Annotated in this window: 18 protein-coding genes; 8 read left to right on the top strand and 10 right to left on the bottom strand. The window is 70.3% G+C overall.

Going from position 1 to position 17,347, the window contains the following annotated elements:
* Positions 1-104: 104 nt before the first annotated feature.
* Positions 105-2,144, top strand: a complete 2,040-nt coding sequence (locus tag H5965_RS11670) for a VanW family protein (RefSeq protein ID WP_396136894.1) — start codon at positions 105-107, stop codon at positions 2,142-2,144.
* A gap of 4 nt (positions 2,145-2,148) precedes the next feature.
* On the opposite strand, the gene H5965_RS11665 is transcribed toward H5965_RS11670, so the two are convergent.
* Both H5965_RS11665 and H5965_RS11660 read right to left on the bottom strand, forming a co-directional pair.
* The gene (locus H5965_RS11665) at positions 2,149-2,856 is read right to left on the bottom strand and encodes a leucine-rich repeat domain-containing protein (RefSeq protein ID WP_310969612.1); all 708 of its coding nucleotides are present in this window, start codon (positions 2,854-2,856) and stop codon (positions 2,149-2,151) included.
* The gene (locus H5965_RS11660; RefSeq protein ID WP_310969611.1) at positions 2,853-3,692 is read right to left on the bottom strand and encodes a helix-turn-helix transcriptional regulator; all 840 of its coding nucleotides are present in this window, start codon (positions 3,690-3,692) and stop codon (positions 2,853-2,855) included. Before H5965_RS11660 ends, H5965_RS11665 begins: the two co-directional genes overlap by 4 nt.
* A 111-nt stretch (positions 3,693-3,803) precedes the next feature.
* On the opposite strand from H5965_RS11660, the gene H5965_RS11655 reads away from it, so the two are divergent.
* Positions 3,804-5,207, top strand: a complete 1,404-nt coding sequence (locus H5965_RS11655; RefSeq protein WP_310969610.1) for an MFS transporter — start codon at positions 3,804-3,806, stop codon at positions 5,205-5,207.
* Positions 5,208-5,268: 61 nt separating this feature from the next.
* On the opposite strand, the gene H5965_RS11650 is transcribed toward H5965_RS11655, so the two are convergent.
* The 4 genes from H5965_RS11650 to mug form a co-directional block, all read right to left on the bottom strand.
* Positions 5,269-5,544 carry a GlsB/YeaQ/YmgE family stress response membrane protein gene (locus tag H5965_RS11650; RefSeq protein ID WP_176173976.1) on the bottom strand — a complete coding sequence of 92 codons (276 nt, stop codon included), beginning with the start codon at positions 5,542-5,544 and terminating at the stop codon, positions 5,269-5,271.
* Positions 5,545-5,681: 137 nt separating this feature from the next.
* On the bottom strand, positions 5,682-7,517 hold the full coding sequence (locus tag H5965_RS11645) for an acyl-CoA dehydrogenase (protein WP_310969609.1): 1,836 nt from the start codon (positions 7,515-7,517) through the stop codon (positions 5,682-5,684).
* Between the two features lie 159 nt (positions 7,518-7,676).
* Positions 7,677-8,462, bottom strand: a complete 786-nt coding sequence (locus tag H5965_RS11640; RefSeq protein WP_310969608.1) for a response regulator transcription factor — start codon at positions 8,460-8,462, stop codon at positions 7,677-7,679.
* Between the two features lie 261 nt (positions 8,463-8,723).
* Positions 8,724-9,284 (bottom strand): G/U mismatch-specific DNA glycosylase, encoded by a 561-nt coding sequence (gene mug / locus H5965_RS11635; protein ID WP_310969607.1) that lies wholly within the window; start codon positions 9,282-9,284, stop codon positions 8,724-8,726.
* A gap of 194 nt (positions 9,285-9,478) precedes the next feature.
* Between mug and H5965_RS11630 the strand changes: the two genes are divergently transcribed.
* The gene (locus H5965_RS11630) at positions 9,479-9,655 is read left to right on the top strand and encodes a hypothetical protein (protein ID WP_003058066.1); all 177 of its coding nucleotides are present in this window, start codon (positions 9,479-9,481) and stop codon (positions 9,653-9,655) included.
* On the opposite strand, the gene H5965_RS11625 is transcribed toward H5965_RS11630, so the two are convergent.
* Positions 9,596-10,222, bottom strand: coding sequence for a VanZ family protein (locus H5965_RS11625; protein WP_310969606.1), 627 nt, complete (start codon positions 10,220-10,222; stop codon positions 9,596-9,598). The two genes, H5965_RS11630 and H5965_RS11625, sit on opposite strands and share 60 nt — an antisense overlap.
* Before the next feature lie 208 nt (positions 10,223-10,430).
* Between H5965_RS11625 and H5965_RS11620 the strand changes: the two genes are divergently transcribed.
* The 4 genes from H5965_RS11620 (at position 10,431) to H5965_RS11605 (ending at position 14,499) form a co-directional block, all read left to right on the top strand.
* A complete protein-coding gene (locus H5965_RS11620; protein WP_310969605.1) occupies positions 10,431-11,510 on the top strand; it encodes a Gfo/Idh/MocA family oxidoreductase in 1,080 nt (359 codons plus the stop codon).
* A gap of 38 nt (positions 11,511-11,548) precedes the next feature.
* Positions 11,549-12,328, top strand: coding sequence for an alpha/beta fold hydrolase (locus H5965_RS11615; protein WP_310969604.1), 780 nt, complete (start codon positions 11,549-11,551; stop codon positions 12,326-12,328).
* Positions 12,329-12,442: 114 nt separating this feature from the next.
* A complete protein-coding gene (locus H5965_RS11610) occupies positions 12,443-14,134 on the top strand; it encodes a bifunctional metallophosphatase/5'-nucleotidase (RefSeq protein ID WP_310969603.1) in 1,692 nt (563 codons plus the stop codon).
* A 38-nt stretch (positions 14,135-14,172) separates the two neighbouring features.
* Positions 14,173-14,499: an MmcQ/YjbR family DNA-binding protein gene (locus H5965_RS11605; RefSeq protein ID WP_310969602.1), complete on the top strand. Its 327-nt coding sequence runs from the start codon at positions 14,173-14,175 to the stop codon at positions 14,497-14,499.
* On the opposite strand, the gene H5965_RS11600 is transcribed toward H5965_RS11605, so the two are convergent.
* Complete coding sequence (locus tag H5965_RS11600; RefSeq protein ID WP_310969601.1) at positions 14,492-15,019, bottom strand: GNAT family protein; 528 nt, start codon at positions 15,017-15,019, stop codon at positions 14,492-14,494. The two genes, H5965_RS11605 and H5965_RS11600, sit on opposite strands and share 8 nt — an antisense overlap.
* A gap of 2 nt (positions 15,020-15,021) precedes the next feature.
* Complete coding sequence (locus tag H5965_RS11595) at positions 15,022-15,399, bottom strand: nitroreductase family deazaflavin-dependent oxidoreductase (protein ID WP_310969600.1); 378 nt, start codon at positions 15,397-15,399, stop codon at positions 15,022-15,024.
* Positions 15,400-15,485: 86 nt separating this feature from the next.
* Here H5965_RS11595 and H5965_RS11590 point away from each other — a divergent pair, with 86 nt between their 5' ends.
* Positions 15,486-16,136, top strand: coding sequence for a hypothetical protein (locus tag H5965_RS11590; protein ID WP_310969599.1), 651 nt, complete (start codon positions 15,486-15,488; stop codon positions 16,134-16,136).
* Here H5965_RS11590 and H5965_RS11585 read toward each other — a convergent pair.
* Positions 16,133-17,332: a cytochrome P450 gene (locus H5965_RS11585; protein ID WP_310969598.1), complete on the bottom strand. Its 1,200-nt coding sequence runs from the start codon at positions 17,330-17,332 to the stop codon at positions 16,133-16,135. The two genes, H5965_RS11590 and H5965_RS11585, sit on opposite strands and share 4 nt — an antisense overlap.
* Positions 17,333-17,347: the final 15 nt, after the last annotated feature.

Raw genomic sequence — 17,347 nt, 5'->3', positions numbered from 1 at the left:
CCACGGCCGCCGAGCCGGGGCCCGCGGACGCCGCCGAGCCGCCCGCGAGCGTCGCCGCGCCGACTGCGGCTGAGCTCGAACCGGGACCTGCGCCTGGTGAGCCGCTGACCGCGGCCGAGCTGGCGCCTGCGCCGGCCGCCGAGCCCGAGACCGCTCAACCACCTGCGCCTACCGCCGTTGAGTCGCCGGTGGCGGAGCCGGTCGATCCGGCGCCTGAGTGGCCCACTGCCGTCGAGGTGCCCGCGGTTGCCGCCGAGGCGCCGACCGCGGTCGGGGTGATTGCCGCGCCCACGACCGAAGTCGTTCCTGCTTGGCCTCCTGTTGTCCCGGCGCCGGCTCCTGACAATGGCGGGACCGATCTCTTCTCCGATGATCTGCTCGGCGAGCTCCTCGAGACCCCCGCGCCGCCGCCGGTTCCCGATACTCCCGCCCGGAAGCTGCGCAAGGGTGTTGCCCGGACCATGATGACCATCGGGCTCGCCCTCGGGCTCTTCGTCATCCTTTACGCCATCGATCTCGCCGTCAGCGCCGGGGACGTGCCGCGTGGGGTCACCGTGGCCGGGATCGACGTTGGCGGGCTCAGCCATGCCGAGGCCGAGGCCAAGCTGCGGAAGGAGCTCGAACCTCGGCTGATTCGGCCCGTCGTCGTGCACGGCGGGGATGTTCAAGGCGAACTCGTGCCTTCGCAGTCCGGGCTGGGGCTCGACTGGCCGAACACCCTGGGGCTCGCCGGGCACCAGCCGCTCAGTCCGATCACGCGGATCATGTCCTTCTTCACCAGCCGCGAGGTCGGGGTCGCCACGCGCACCGACCAGAACCGGATCGCCGAGGCCGTTCGGGAGCTGGCCGAGGGCAAGCTGAACCACCCCGCCACCGAAGGCTCGGTCGGGTTCACCCCCATCGCCGGCAGCGACGGCGGGGTCAGCGCCCACCCCATCCTGCCGCGGCAGGGCCAGCAGCTCACCGATCTGGCCGGGGCCGTGCACACCGTCACCGATCACTGGCTCGACCGCGGCGGGGTCACGCTCGCCATGGCGATCACGCCCGTGCGCGCGACCGCCGCCGGGGTGCAGGCCGCCTGTCAGCAGATCGTTGTCCCCGCCGTCGCGAAGCCCGTCGTCGTGCACGGCGAGGGCAAGGACGTTCCGCTCAAGCCCGCCACTATCGCGTCGTCGTTCCAGTTCGCCGCCGTCGAAGGCGGGGCCGTGGAGGTCCGCATCGACCAGGGCAAGCTGCAGGCCGCCCTCAAGGACCCGCTGGCGAGCACCGAGACCGACGGCAAGGACGCGCAGATCGTCTTCACCGGCGACCAGCCGACCGTCGAGCCCTCCGAGGACGCCCGCAAGGTGGACTGGGAGAAGACCTTCCTCCCCCTCATCGACGTGCTCAAGAAGACCGACGGCCGAGACCTGCCCGTCGTCTACAGCGCGTCGACGCCCAGCGTGACCACCGACGCCGCCAGCGCGCTCGGCATCAAGGAGGTCATCGGCGAGTTCACCACCGGTGGCCTGATCGGCCCGGCCGAGACGAACAACCGGACGCTCGCCGCGCGCGTGTCCGGCACGATCGTCAAGCCCGGCGAGACGTTCAGCCTCGGCGGCCGCTCCGGCCCGCGCACCGCGGACGCCGGCTACGTGCCCGCCCCGGTCGACGAGGACGGCACCGGCCCGGACGTGGTCGGCGGCGGCGTCTCCCAGCTGGCGTCCACTTTGTACAACGCCGCCTACCTCGCCGGCCTGACCGACGCCGGCCACCTCGAGCACGACCACTACCTCGACCGCTACCCTGTCGGGCGCGACGCCAAGGCCGTCAACGCCGACGGCAGCCCCGTCGAGCTCAAGCTCACCAACGACGCGACGACCGGCATCGCCGTCCAGGCCACCGTCTCCGGCGGCTCGGTGACCGTCCGGATCTGGGGCACCCGGCACTTCCGCGTCGAGGGCCAAACCGGCGCGCAGACCCCCGGCGACCCGCCGCCCATCCAGTTCGGCTCCGGTGGGGCGGCCGCGTGCCAGCCGTCGATCGGCTCCTCCGGTTTCAGCGTCACCGACACGCGCGTGCTCTACGACCTCGCGAGCGGCACCGAGCTCCGGCGGACGTCGCACACGGCCACCTACGGCCCGCGTCCGACCATCCTTTGTTGAGTTGTCAGCGAAGGACCATGCACCCCGCCTCCTCGAAGTCGCGCAGCCACGCCGGCTCTCGCAGCTGCTTGTTCCACCGGAGATCCAGCTTGTCCAATTTGGACAGCCGGGCGAGCGACGCCGGCAACGTCGTCAACGCGTTCTCCCGCAGGTCCAGCTGACGCAGCTCGCTCAGCAAGCCGATCGACGACGGCAGTGAAGTGAGCCGGTTGCCGCGTAAATGCAGCTCCCGCAACGCACCCAGCGCGCCGATCGACTCGGGCAGCGAGGTCAGCTCGTTGCGGTACAACCGGAGCTCGCGCAGCGCCGCGAACCCCGAGAGGTCCGACGGCAACGACGTGAGCCGGTTGTCCGTGCACCCCAGGTACCGCAGCTTCCCCAGCCCGCACCAGGCGTCCGGGAACTTCGTCAGCCGGTTGTCGCTGACGTACAGGTACTCGGTGAGCCCGGCCAGCTCGCCCAGCTCGCCGGGCAACGACTCGAACCGGTTGTGCGCCAGGTCGAGCGTGTGCAACGACGTCAGCGCCGAAATTCCCGGCGGCAGCACCGAAATCCGGTTCGCCGCCAGGTTCAGCACGCGCAACGACGTCAGCGACCACAGCGACGCGGGTACCTCCGCGATCGCGTTCTGGTACAGATCGAGCCGCGTGACATCGGGTGGAAGCAACGGCACCGACGTCAGCCCCTGATCGCTCAGCTCCACTGATGTCATGACGATCTCCGGGTCAACGGCAGCAGCGCCCACGTCGACGCGTCGTCCGGAGTGGACACCTGGATCCGCAGGCCCGGTGCCTCCGACACGGCCAGCTCGGTCAGGCGGAGGCGCATCCGGCCCGCCCGCGGGTGCTGGAACTCCCGCAACCGCGGCCGCGGTTCCGCGACCTCGTGCCGCGCCCACAGCTCCGCGAATTCGGGGCTCAGCTCCGCCAGCCGCCGGATGTCCTCGTCCCACGACGGGTCACCGACGTGCCTGCCGTACTCGGCCCGCATCCGCGCGACCATGTGCGGGACCTCCTCGTCGTAGTTCAGCAGCATCCGCCGCGCGTTCGGCTCGGTCACGCAGCACCACAGCAGGTTCTTGTGCAGGCACGGCAGGCTGTGCCACTCCCAGAACAGCTCCTCCTGCGCCGCGTTCGACGCGAGGATGTCGAACCGGCCGTTGATCACCGTGGCCGGCAGCGGATCGAGCGCGCGCAGCACCTCGCGCACCGCGTCCGGCACGACCTCGACCGACGACGGCAGCCGCGACGGTGTCAGCTCCGCCAGCCGGTACAGGTGCTCCCGCTCGGGGTGGTCCATCCGCAGCGTGCGCGCCACCGCGTCGAGCACCTGCGAGCTCGCGTTGATCGGCCGCCCCTGCTCGAGCCACGTGTACCAGGTGACGCCGACGCCGGCGAGCAGCGCGACCTCCTCCCGCCGCAGCCCGCTGGTGCGGCGGCGCACGCCGGGCGGCAGCCCGACCTCCTCCGGGCCGATCCGCGCCCGGCACGCCTTGAGGAACTGGCCGAGTTCCTCCCGGCGGCTGGTGTGGACCTGCGTTGACGTCATACCGAGCATGGTGCCGGAGGGGTACGACATTTTTCGCCGAAGCGGGTGCTGCCGGTACCAGCATCAGCAGGCTCTCTCCGCCCGCAACCGAAGAACCCCAAGGTCAGAGCCATGACTCTGACCACCGAAGCCCCGGCCATCCCGGACCGGGCCGCGCGGCCGTGGTTCATGCTGGCCGTCCTGCTGCTCGGCCAGTTCATGGCGCTGCTCGACGTCACCGTCGTGAACGTCGCCATGACCGACATCCGCACCGACCTGCACGCCTCCGGCGCCGCGCTGCAGCTCGTCGTTTCCGGCTACACCGTGGGCTACGCGATGCTCCTGATCACCGGCGCCCGCCTCGGCGAGCTGTTCGGGCGGCGACGGCTGTTCGTCACCGGCGTCATCGCCTTCACCGTCTGTTCGCTGCTCTGCGGGTTCGCGCCGGACCCGGTCACGCTGATCGTCGCGCGGATCGCCCAGGGCGCCGGCGCGGCGCTGATGATGCCGCAGGTCATCAGCGTCATCCAGGCGCAGTTCAGCGGCGCCGCGCGGGCCAAGGCGCTCAGCGCGTACACCGCGGTCATCTCGGTCGCGTTCGTGTCCGGCCAGGTGCTCGGTGGCGTGCTCGTCGGCGCGGACCTCTTCGGCGCGGGCTGGCGGCCCATCTTCCTGGTGAACGTGCCGATCGGGGTGCTCGTCGCCGCGCTCGCCGTGCGTCTCGTACCCGGCGGGGCGGCGAAAGCGGGCCGCCGGCTCGACCTCGCCGGCCTGGCCCTCGCCGTGCCCGCGGTGGTGCTCATCGTCCTGCCGCTCGTCCTCGGGCACGACACCGGCTGGCCGGTGTGGACGTTCCTCTCGCTCGCGGCGGGCGCCCTGCTGGCGGTGCTGTTCGTGGTCGTGGAACGCCGGGTGCGCGACCCGCTAGTCAACCTCGGCGTCCTCAAGATCCGCGGGGTCGCACCGGGACTGGCCGCGCTGGCCACCGGCGTGGCGTCCTACGGCGGTTTCCTGTTCTGCGTGGCCTTGCACCTGCAGGCCGGCCTCGGGGAGACGGCGCTGGCGGCCGGGCTCACCATGGCGCCCGGCGGCGTGGTCTTCGGCATCTGCGGGTTCTTCTGGCACAAGCTGCCCGAACGCGTCCACGCGGCACTGACGCCGTGCGGCTACGCGGGGTCTGCGGCCGCCTACGCGTTGCTCGGGTTCAGCCTGAAGGACGGCGGAAAGGGTGGTGCGCTGTTCTTCGCCGCGCTCCTGCTGTTCGGCCTCTCCATGGGCCTGGCGTTCGGGTCGCTGATGGCGCACGCGCTGACCCACGTCCCGCTCGAAAGCGCGGCGGACGCGAGCGGCCTGCTCACGACGACGTTGCAGCTCGGCCAGGTGGTCGGCGTCGCGACGTTCGGGAGCCTCTTCCTGACGCTCGCCGCCAAGTCGTCCGCGCACGCCATCACCACGACGATGACCTGGGCCGCGGCTCTGCTGCTGGTGGGCGTCGGGTTCGCCGTCGCGCTCGCCCGCGCGTCGGCCCTGCGGTAGCCACGGAAAGGCCCGGCCGGTTCACCCGAAGGTGTACCGGCCGGGCCGAAAGCCGAAAGCGTTACCTCGTTACCCCGCGACGGCCGTAGGCACCCGCGGCGATGCTGACACCGATCGCGGCCAGCACGACCTGGGTGAGGATCTCCAGCCAGTCGATGCCGTTCGTGTCGGCGTAGCCCAGCCCACGGGCGATGGCCGTACCGATGAAGGCGGCGATGATACCGATCACGATGGTCAGCCAGATCGGGATGTTCTGCTTGCCGGGAGCGACCAGCCGGCCCAGAACGCCGATGATCAGCCCGACGATGATGGCGCTGATGATGCCGGCGACAGTCATCACTTTCTCCTCTCGGTGATCGCGGGTCCGGCCACTCGGTCCCGCGAACTCGCAGACGGAATTCCCCGGCTTCCCGACCCCGAAACGCGAAGGGCCCCTTCCCGGGTGGGAAGGGGCCCTTCGGCCGAACGCGTTGATCAGAACGCGGCTTCGTCGATCTCCATGAGCGCGTTGTCGGCGGCCTCCACGATGGCGCGGCGGGCGGTCAGCTCCGGCAGCACCTGCTTCGAGAAGAACGAGGCCACGGCGATCTTGCCCTCGTAGAACGGGACGTCCTTGGCGGACGCGCCCGCGTCGAGCTTGCCGATGGCGACCTCGGCGTGCTTGAGCAGCTGCCAGCCGATGAGCAGGTCACCGACCGACATCAGCAGGCGGACCGTGTGCTGGCCGACCTTGTTGATGCTCTGCGGGTCATTCTGCGACGCGGTCAGGTAGCCGATCAGCGAGCCGAGCATGCCCTGGGTGTCCTCGAGGGCCTGCTTGAGCAGCGCGCGCTCGTTCTTGAGCCGGCCGTTGCCCGCCTCGGACTCGATGAACTTGGTGATCTCGCCGGCCACAAAGGCCAGCGACTGGCCCTTGTCGCGGACGATCTTCCGGAAGAAGAAGTCCAGCGACTGGATGGCCGTGGTGCCCTCGTACAGCGAGTCGATCTTGGCGTCGCGGATGTACTGCTCGATCGGGTAGTCCTGCAGGAAGCCGGAGCCGCCCAGCGTCTGCAGCGACTGTACGAGCTGCTCGGTGGCGCGCTCGGAGCCGACGCCCTTGACGATCGGCAGCAGCAGGTCGTTGACGCCGTGCGCGAGCTTCTGGTCGCCCTCGCCGGTCCACAGCTGGTCCTGGAAGGAGGCGGTGTACAGGTAGACCGCGCGCAGGCCCTCGGCGTACGCCTTCTGCAGCATCAGCGAGCGGCGGACGTCCGGGTGGTGCGTGATGGTGACGCGCGGGGCGGTCTTGTTCAGCATGTTCGGCAGGTCGGCGCCCTGGACGCGCTCCTTGGCGTACTCGAGCGCGTTGAGGTAACCCGTCGACAGCGTCGCGATGGCCTTCGTGCCGACCATCATCCGGGCGTACTCGATGACCTGGAACATCTGCGCGATGCCGTCGTGCACCTCGCCGAGCAGCCAGCCCTTGGCCGGGGTGCCGTGCTGGCCGAAGGTCAGCTCGCAGGTCGTCGAGGCCTTGATGCCCATCTTGTGCTCGACGCCGGTGACGAAGGCGCCGTTGCGCTCGCCCAGCTCACCGGTCTTGGTGTCGAAGTGGAACTTCGGCACGAGGAACAGCGACAGGCCCTTGGTGCCCGGCTTGGTCTCGATGCCCGGGCCCTCGGGGCGGGCCAGCACGAGGTGCATGATGTTTTCGCTCATGTCGTGCTCGGCGGAGGTGATGAACCGCTTCACGCCGTCGATGTGCCAGGAGCCGTCCTCCTGCTTGGTGGCCTTGGTGCGGCCCGCGCCGACGTCGGAGCCGGCGTCCGGCTCGGTCAGCACCATGGTGGCGCCCCAGGCCCGGTCGATCATGATCCGGGCCCAGTGCTTCTGCTCTTCGGTGCCGTTCTTGTCGACGATCATGGCGAAGTTCGGGCCCGCCATGTACATGAACAGCGGGGCGTTCGCGCCGAGGATGAGCTCGGACGCCGCCCACTGCACCGTCGGGGGGAGACCGAAGCCGCCGAGGTCGTTGGTCAGGCCGAGCCGCCACCATTCGCCCTCGATGAGCTGCTGGTAGCTCTTCTTGAAGGACTCGGGGATCTTGACGCTGAACGTCTTCGGGTCGTACACGGGCGGGTTGCGGTCGGCGTCGGCGAAGGACTCGGCGAGCGGGCCGGTCGCGAGCTTGTTCAGCTCGGACAGCACCCCGCGGGCGGTCTCTTCGTCGGATTCGGCGAGCACACCCTTGCCCAGGCGCTCCTGCACGCCGAGTACCTCGAAGAGGTTGAACTCCAGGTCTCGGACGTTGCTCTTGTAGTGGCCCATGTCGTCACTCCAATGTGTTCGGCTCCCCGGCCGGGCACATGTTCGCCTTACTCGCCGGTAACTTCAGGATATTACCTGCGGGTAACCAGGGCAAGCAGATCCGCACTTCCGAGTATCGGAAATCCACTCGAATGTTGTCTTCTTCCTGGGGATGAGACGTCAGCGGTGGCCCGGGATCGCCGTTGTGTCCGCCGTCACCGGGACGTAGCCGTCTTCGGGCCGGGCGATCAGGATCCCGCTGCGGAAGGCGATCGTCACGGCATGTGTCCGGTCCCGGGCGGAAAGCTTGCGCAGGATGCTCTTCACGTGGGTCCGGACGGTTTCGACGGACAGGAACAGCAGCTTCGCGATCGCCGAGTTTTCGAGCCCTTCGGCGACCAGCTGGAGGACTTGGTACTCGCGCCTGGACAGCGGCATCCCGCCGCGCGGCGACGGCGGGCTGTCGTGGGCGAGGTCGCCCTTCGGGGCGGTCGTGCGCTTCGGCCGGGCGGTCAGGGCGGCCAGCGCCGGGTCGATGTAACGGCGTTCGCTGTGCGCCCGCCGGATCGCTTCGGCGAGCCGGCGTGAATCGATCGACCGCGGCACGATCGCGTGCGCGCCCGCGGCGATCGCGGCGGCGAGGTACTGCTGGGTGCGATTCGTGTCACGGATCAGGGTGACCAGGATCAGCGCCGGGTCGCCGGCGTTGAGCAGCTTGGTCAGGTGGCAGTTGGGGTCCAGCGCCGAGTCCAGGACGACGACGTCCGGTTTGACCTGTTCGCAGAGCTGCAGGGCGGCGTGGTGGCTGGCGGCCTGCCCGGCCCAGTGCAACCCCTGGCTGCGGTGCACGAGCGCGGCGAGACCGTCGCGGAAGATGGGCACCGGATCGACGACCGCCACGCCGAGGCTGCGCGCGCCTGGTCCGGCGGGCCCCGCGGGCCTGCGGGTGGGCTCGATGCCGTGCATCGCGGGCCTCCGTCTCTGCGCCGTCGCTCCTGGGACGCCTCCCGGCGCCGCCCGGTCCCCCTGCCAGGACCGGTCAGAAGTGACTCCTCCTGCTTGGTACGAGTCGCGATTGCGCAGCTCATGACGCCAAATCCCCCTCATGGCCCAATCCGCCGGTCACAGCAAACTTTCCGTAGAAGACGATCTTGGAGAGCTGGCTCGGCCGGGCGGGAAGGGGCCTGAAGGGGCAGTCGGCGCTACTGAGGGTGGCCCGCAGTCCGTTCAACGATTTCGACAGTCTTCGGATGCGGTCCGAAGCAGGGCGAACTCGGCCGCCAGGCCGGCCGGTGTCCAGTGCGCGTTGAGCCCGCTCGGGTTGGGAAGCACCCACACCCGGGTGTCACCTATCCGGTGCTCCTGACGGCCGACGCGCGCCTTCGGGGAGCCGAACGCGGTCCGGTAGGCGGTGATCCCGACAACGGCCAGCCACCGCGGCCGGTACTCGAGGACTTTGGCGGTCAAGATCTGCCCGCCTTCGCGGAGCTCGTCGTCGGTGAGCTCGTCGGCGCGGGCGGTGGTCCGGGCGACGACGTTCGTGATGCCGAGGCGGAGTTCGAGGAGCCGGTCCTGCTCGCTGGGTGCGTAGAGCCGCGGGGTGAAGCCGCCGCCGTGGAGGGCGGGCCAGAAGCGGTTGCCGGGGCGGGCGAAGTGCTGGCCGAGGGCGCCGGAGTAGAGGCCGGGGTTGATGCCGCAGAAGAGGACGTCGAGGTCCGGGGCGATGACGTCGGGGATGGTGGCGTTGTGCGCCGCGGCCAGCTGGTCCTTCGTGGGTCGGGTGCTCACGGATCCAGTTTCCGGCACGCTCGGGACGTGGAGGTCACCGCGGACGGCACGCCCTTCTGACCTCGGCTGATTCGTCTTCGGCGGCCGGCTTCCCGCCCATCGGCCCTGCCCGCCGTCGCGGGGGGTAGCGGATTCGGTACTGACCTGCGTAACCTGTGTGATCTCCCGCACAGCGCCGTACCGAGGAGGATTTCGTGCAGCTTCCGATCGTCCTCGGGCTGGTCGCGCTGGTCCTGGCCGTCGCCGCGCTCGTCGTCGTGCTGGAAGACCGGCGGGCCGCCAAGCGGGCTGCCCTGCAGCGGAAAGCGCGGCTAGCGCGTCTCGGCGAGGTGGACCCGCTCGCTCCGGGCCGGCTGCACGTCGACCGTTGAACGCAGGAGCGTCAGCAGCAACGCCCCGAACACCCAGCCGGCCACCGCGCCGAGCGTGTTGTTCATGAGGTCGTCGACGTCGAAGATGCGGTAGACGTACGGTGCCGTGCCGAAGTTCGCCGTGAGCTGCGTGACCTCGATGAACAGGGACGCCGCGAAGCCGATCAGCGCGGTGCCGGTCAGGCCTCGGCGCCAGAGGATCCGCGCGAACACCCCGAGCGGGACGAACAGCAGCACGTTCAAGCACGCCTGCTGGAACGTCTGCGTCGTTAACCACTCCCCGCCGTGCTTGAGCAGCTCCGTGTGGATGTCGGCGATCCACTGGAACGGGTGCAGCTGCACGGTCTGCGTCAGCCGGCGCGTGCCGGGCCCGGGCAGCGGGAGGAAGACGACCGCGAGCGTCATGCAGCCGTAGAGCAGCACCGCCGCCGTGGTCGCGAGCCCGCGCGGGCGCAGGCGGCCGTGGTGGGCGAGCTGGGTGATCAGCTGCGGCACGAGGACCACGGCCCACAGCGCGAGGAACCCGATGAAGCCGTACTGCAGGGCTGTGAGCTGTGCGTTCGTCATGCCACCGACGTTATGGATCTTGCCGCCGGTGCCGCTTCGGTCGATGAGCCCGCGCTCCTCGGCCACTCGGCCGACCTGTCCGGAGCCGATCGGCGGGCCGCGGGTGACCGATGTCATGTCGGCGTAACCGGATGCGCCTTGCGCCGATACGGGAATGGGCACGACGCTCGGCGCGTCGGACTCTTTGCAGGCAACGAAAGGAACCCCCATGGCACCGGTCCGGGTCGGCATCGTCGGGCTCAGCGCGAACGGCGGCTGGGCCGCGACCGCGCACGTGCCCGCGCTGGCCGCGGTGGACGGCTACGAACTCCGCGCGCTCGCCGGCAGCACCGCAGAGTCCGCGCGGGTGGCCGGGGAGAAGTACGGCGTGCCGCTGACCTTCGGCGACGCCGGGGAGCTCGCCCGGCACCCGGAGGTCGACCTCGTCGTGGTCGCCGTGAAGGTGCCGGAGCACCGGGCGCTCATCGAGCCGGCGCTCGCCGCGGGCAAGCAGGTGCTGAGCGAGTGGCCGCTCGGCGTCAGCCTGGCCGAAACCGAGGCGCTGGCCGAAGCCGCCCGGGAGAAGACGACCGCGGTCGGCCTGCAGGGGCGCTCGGCGCCGGCGTTGCGCTACCTGCGCGACCTCATCAAGGACGGCTACGTCGGCCGCGTGCTTTCGACGTCGCTCATCGCTTCGGGCGCGAATTGGGGTTCCAGCGTGCGGGCCGGCCGCGACTACCAGCTGCACGCCGCGGGCGGGGCGACGATGCTGACCATCCCGTTCGCGCACACCGCCGACACCCTCGCCATGGTCCTCGGCGGCTTCGCCGAGCTCTCGGCGACGATGGCGACCGTCCGGCCGCGGGTGCGCGACGAGGTCACCGGCGAGTCCGTCGAAATGACCGCGCCGGACCAGATCGCCGTCAGCGGCGTCCTGGACGGGGGCGCCGTCGCGTCGGTGCACCTGCGCGGCGGGACGTCGCCGGCCACGAACTTCCACTGGGAGATCAACGGCACCGAAGGCACGCTGGTCGTCGAGGCCGCGGATCCGCTGTTCTGGATCGCGAAGCTGACGCTGCGCGGCAGCCGGACCGGCACGCTCGAGAAGCTCACCGTGCCCGCGCGGTACGAGCTGCCGCAGCTGGCCGGCCGCAGCGCCGAGCCGTCGTACAACGTCGCGCACGCCTACGCCCGCCACCTCAAGGGCGACCTGCCGGACTTCGCGCACGCCCTGCGCGTGCACCGGGTGCTCGACGCCGTCCAGCGGTCGGCCGACAGTGGCGCCAGGGTCGTGCTGGACGCAAAGTAACTGTTACTGCCGGTCGTAGTTTCCGTTACCCTCGGGTCATGGACGACGTTGTCTACGACCGCGCGGGCCGCGGCGAGCCGCTGGTGCTGATCCACGGCATCGGCCACCGCCGCCAGGCGTGGGCGCCGGTGTTCCCGCTGCTCACGGCCCAGCGCGACGTCATCGCCGTCGACCTGCCCGGCTTCGGCGAGTCGCCCGAACCGGCCGGCGGGTACGGCATCGAGCCGGCGCTGGTGATGTTCAAGGAGCTCTTCACCGACCTCAGGCTCGACCGGCCGCACGTGGCCGGCAACTCGCTCGGCGGCCTGCTCTCGCTGGCCCTCGGGCAGGCCGGGCTGGTCCGCAGCGTCACGGCGTTGTCGCCCGCCGGGCTGTGGACCCGGCCCCAGAAGATCTACGCGATCGCGACGCTCAAGGCCCACCGCGCCCTCGCCCGGCGCACGCCGCCGCACGTCGTGCGCCGCATCGCCGCGACGGCGTCCGGGCGCCGCGCCCTCACCGGGATGATCGTCGGACGTCCCGAGCTGCAGACTCCCGACACCGTCGTCGAGGACGCCCACGCGCTCGCCACCGCCCCGGGCTTCGAGCCGACCGCGGCGCAGTCCCGCGGGGACTTCCAGTTCACCGGCCCGGTCACCGGTGTCCCGGTGACCGTCGCCTGGGCCGAGCGCGACCGGATCCTCGCCCGGCCGCGCCTTGCCGACCTGCGGAAAGTCGCGCCGCACGGGGTGTTCCGGCTGCTGCCCGGCTGCGGGCACGTGCCGATGAACGACGACCCGGCGCTCGTCGCGCGGGTGCTGCTCGACGGAAGCCGTTAGGTGACATTCGCTTTACGTCCGTCTTTTGACCCTGGTAGGTGACTGCTCCGCGAGGCAGAATCCTCCGCCGTGCGCCCGTTCGGGGACCCTGGGCGCGAATCGGAGGAAACACTCATGAGGCTTTCGACCCGGCTTGCGGTATTGGCCGCGGCCGCGCTGGCGACGACGGCGGTGACCACCGCACCCGCGTCCGCGGGCCAGCGCCCGGATCCCACCGCCGACGTCCGGATCATCGGGTTCAACGACCTGCACGGCAACCTGGAGCCGCCGTCCGGTTCCAGCGGGCGCGTGGTGCAGTCGGACGGGACCACTGTGGACGCCGGCGGCGCCGCTTACCTGGCCACGCACGTGAAGCAGCTGCGGGCGCAGGTGGCCAACTCGTTCGTCGTGTCCGCCGGTGACAACATCGGCGCGTCGCCGGTGGTTTCGGCGCTGTTCCACGACGAGCCGACCATCGACTTCCTGAACATGCTGGGCGTCAGCACGTCCGTCGTCGGCAACCACGAGTTCGACGAGGGCTACAAGGAACTGCAGCGCATGCAGTTCGGCGGCTGCCACCCGACCGACGGTTGCCAGTTCGAGAAGCCCTTCAAGGGTGCGAACTTCCCGTTCATCGGGTCCAATGTGTACTTCACCAACGGCCTGCCCGCGCTGTTGCCGTTCACCGTCAAGTTCGAGGGCGGCATCCCGGTCGGCGTCATCGGCGCCACGCTGAAGGACCTGCCGACCGTCGTCACGCCGGAGGCCATCAAGGGCCTGAAGTTCGGTGACGAGGTCGAGGCGATCAACCGGACCGCGAACCTGCTCGACTTCTTCGGCGTCAAGGCCCAGGTCGTGCTGATGCACCAGGGCGACGGCACCGAGGTCGAGGGCCCGAACGACTGCAAGCTGCGCCCCGGCCCGGCCGCCGCGATCGCCGCCGCGGTGACGCCGAAGGTCGACGCGTTCTTCACCGGGCACAGCCACCAGCAGTACAACTGCGTGATCAACGACCCGGCCGGCCAGCCGCGCCCGGTCATCCAGGGCTCGTCGTTCGGCCGGCTGCTGTCGGTGGTGGACCTGAAGATCAGCCGCAAGACGCGGGACGTCGTGCGGTCGCAGACCAAGGCGTTCAACGAGATCGTGACCCGCACGGTCACGCCGGACCCGGCCGTGGCCGCGCTGGTCGCCGACGCCAAGACCAAGTCCGCCCCGATCGCGAACAAGCAGGTCGGCACCATCACCGCGGACCTGCCGGCGGCGGGCAACGCGGCCGGCGAGTCGCCGCTCGGCGACGTCATCGCCGACGCGCAGCTCGCGGGCACGCAGGCGAACAACGCGGTCATCGCCATGACCAACCCGGGCGGCATCCGCGCCGACCTGACGTACAAGTCGTCGCCGAACGGCGAGGGCGACGGCGTGGTGACCTACGGCGAGGCGTTCACCGTCCAGCCGTTCGCGAACATCATGCAGACGATCACGCTGACCGGCGCGAACCTGAAGAACGTGCTGGAGCAGCAGTGGCAGGGCTCGGCGACGCGCTTCCTGCAGATCTCGAGCTCGCTGCACTACAGCTACTCGGCGTCGGCGCCGCAGGGCTCGCGGATCTCGGGCATCACGGTCAACGGCACGCCGGTCGACCCGGCGGCGTCGTACCGCGTGTCGGTGAACAACTTCCTCGCCGCCGGCGGGGACGGCTTCACCGAGTTCACCAAGGGCACCAACCTCTCCGGTGGCCCGGTGGACCTCGACGCCCTGATCGCCTACCTGGGTGCTCACCCGAACCTGGCCCCGCCCGCGGCGGACCGGATCACCCGTCTGCCGTAGGTCCGGTTTCTCCAAGACACCGGGTCGACAATGAACCCATGACGACCTGGGAAGACGTCGTCGGCCTCGCCTCCGCGCTGCCGGAGGTCGAGGCGTCGACGTGGTATCGCACGCCCGCGCTGAAGGTGGCGGGCAAGGGGTTCGCGCGGCTGCGCACCGAGGCCGAAGGCGGCCTGGTCGTGCTGTGCGGGCTCGACGAGAAGGCCGCGTTGCTGGAATCCGGCGACGCGGCCTTCTTCACGACCCCGCACTACGACGGGCACGGCTCGATCATCGTCGACCTAGAGCGGGTGGACGTCGATCAGCTGCGTGAGCTGCTCGAAGAGGCGTGGCGGCGGAAGGCGCCACGCCGGCTGCTCACTTGAGTTCGCCGCGCAGCATGCTCATCAGGATCATGTCGTGGCGCTCGCCTTCGGCGTCGATGAAGGACTCGCGGTGGCGGCCCTCCTCGACGAAGCCGATCTTGCGGTAGACGTGCCGGGCGGCCTCGTTTTCCGCGACGACCCACAGCGTGATCTGGTGCAGCCGCATGGCGTTGAAGCCGTAGCGGCACATCATGCGCAGGGCCTCGGTGCCGTAGCCGCCGCCCCGGTATGCGGCGTCGCCGATGTAGACGTCCAGGTAGGCCTCGCCGACCTCGGGCTCGGTGTCCCGCAGGTCGATGACGCCGATGAGCTTGCGCTCGGCCTTGGCCTCGATGCCGAGGACGACCTTTTCGTAGGAGTTGAGCGCGCGTTCTTCGCAGCGCTTGCGCACCTGGGCCAGCGAGAGCGGGTGTTCGTTGTTCATCCAGCGGCCGACCTCGGGATCGTAGGTCCACGGGTGCAGCCGTTCGGCGTCCTCCGGTTCCAGCGCGCGCAGCCGGACGAGTTCCCCCTCGATCATCACTACTCCCGTTTCACCAGCAGAAAGTCGTTGACGTTGAGCAGGCCGAGGAACTGCCGCACGGGGGTCGGCATCGCTCGGCGCGACTCATCATGCACGAGTTCGGGTGAATGCACGCGGTAATTTTTCCGCTGGGTGATGATGGTGCCACTCTCCGCGGCGAGCACGTTCTTCACCCAGTCGGTGTCCGGACCGTAGGTGAGCGCGATGACGAAGCCGTCATCGGTGCGGAAGACGTTCAGTGGCGTGCGGTACTCCTTGCCGGATTTGCGTCCTGTGTGGACGAGCATGCCGAAGCCCGGAGCCCAGTTCACGACGTACTTGTTGATCCGGTTGGTCACCACGCGGTTGAAGCGGGCGAGTCCCTTGGGCAGCACCATGACCCGATAATATCAACGCACGATGAATTAATCGAGCGGTGACCCCGGCTCGCGGCTCGAGGTCGCCCGATGGTGGGATATGGCGCATGTCGACCGCATGGCCGTTGCGCCAGGACCCGGAAGGGCCGGTCATCATCGCGCTGGCCCTGGTGAACGACCCCGACGCGCTGGGCTTCGTCGTCCTGGACGACGAGGACGACTGGTTTATCAGCGACGGCACCGAGCTGTCCGACGACGTGCTGGTCAACCGCGAGAGCTTCGGCAAGATGTCGCTGCGCGAAGCCGTTGAACTGCTGCCGCAGCTGGGCGCGCTGAAGGACCTGCCGACCGGGATGGCCGCCGACTGGGATCCCGAGCGCCGCACGTGGCTGCTCTCGTCCGTGACCGGCTCCGACGACGAAGACGAGGACGTCCGGCTGCTCGCCCAGCGCCGCGCGGCCTGGAAGTTCGAAGGCTCGCCGGACGACGAGGCCCAGATCAGCAGCGGCCTCACCGAGATCCCGACCGGCCCCGAGCAGCCGGTGCGCGCGGTCCGTCAGGTCGTCCGCGAGCAGGACGGCACCTGGCTGTTCGTCGGCTTCGAGGTCCCCGAAGCGGAGGACTTCGAGGTCGAGGGCCTGGAGCTGGAGCACGTCGCGAACCTGTACCCGGACGTCCGCACGGTGCTGAAGGCCGCGCCGGGGCAGGTCTACGACCGCGCGACGCCGGACTCGGACTGGGAGCTCGTCGAAGGTTAGAGCTCGATCGGGAGGTGGAAGAGCCCGCGCGTGATCGGGCTCGGCCACCAGGTCAGCTCCTCTTCGGGGACGGCGAGGCGGGCCGTCGGAAGACGCCTGAGCAGGGTCTCGAAGGCGACGTCGGCCTGCAGCCGGGCCAGGGCCGCGCCGATGCACAGGTGCGGCCCGGCGCCGAAGGCGATGTGCCGCCGTTCTCCGGCACGCTGTCCCGGCCGGAAGGCGTCCGGTTCCGCGAACGCCACGGGGTCGCGGTCGGCGGCCAGCACCGAAACGAGGATCGGGTCGCCCGGCCGCATCAGCCGGCCACCGATCTCGACGTCTTCGGTGGGGAATCGCCAGGTCGCGTTCTGCAGCGGCGCGTGCAGCCGGAGCGTCTCCTCGATGACGGCGGCGCGGTGCCGCGGATCGGTTCTTGCTCTGGCCGCTTCGCCGGGGTGGGTCAGCAGCGCGAGCGCGCCGGTCGCGATCAGCCCGACGGTCGTCTCGTGGCCGCCGATCAGGATGAGGAACGCCGTCGACGTCACCTCGTCCGCGGAGAGCGTGCCGGTGGCCTCCTGGGCGACGAGGTCGCTGATCAGGTCGGTGCCGCGGGTCGCCCGCTTGGCCTCGACGACCTCGGTGACCAGCCGTTCCAGCACGTCGGTGGCTTCGCGGACCTTGGAGCCGTCGGTGTCGTCGGCGGAGTCGATGACGAGCGACCACTCGTGCACGTCCTCGCGGTGGGACCCGGGCACCCCGAGCAGGTCGCAGATGATCGCGATCGGCAGCGGGTAGGCGAGGTCGGCGACCAGGTCGCCCTGCCCGCGCGCTTCGACGACGTCGAGCAGGCCGTCGGTCACCTGCTGGGCGCGCTCGCGCAGGCGCTGCATCCGGCGCGGCCCGAACGCGCCGGCGCAGGCGCGCCGCAACCGGGTGTGCTCGGGCGGATCGGTGTTGATCATGTTGGACGCCAGCGACGGCCGGTGGTCGAGCGGCAGGCCCATGCCCGCGCGCTGCCACTGCTCGTTGCCGGCGGACGGGCTCTTGACCAGGGCCGGGTGGTTGAGCGCCGTGACCGCGTCGTCGTACCGCGTGATCAGCCAGGCCCAGGTGCCGGTGGGGAAGTCGAGCCGGTGCGGCGGTCGTTCGCGCAGCCAGGCGTAGGCCGGTGAGGGGTCGCGATCGAAGTCCGGACCGAACAGCGCGGGCTCTCCCATGCGTCCACCCTGCCC

Origin of the sequence: Amycolatopsis sp. 505, assembly GCF_031625235.1 — a bacterium.
Lineage (GTDB): Bacteria > Actinomycetota > Actinomycetes > Mycobacteriales > Pseudonocardiaceae > Amycolatopsis.
Note: the sequence above shows the minus strand (reverse complement) of the source record. Positions and strands in the feature narration are given on the sequence as shown.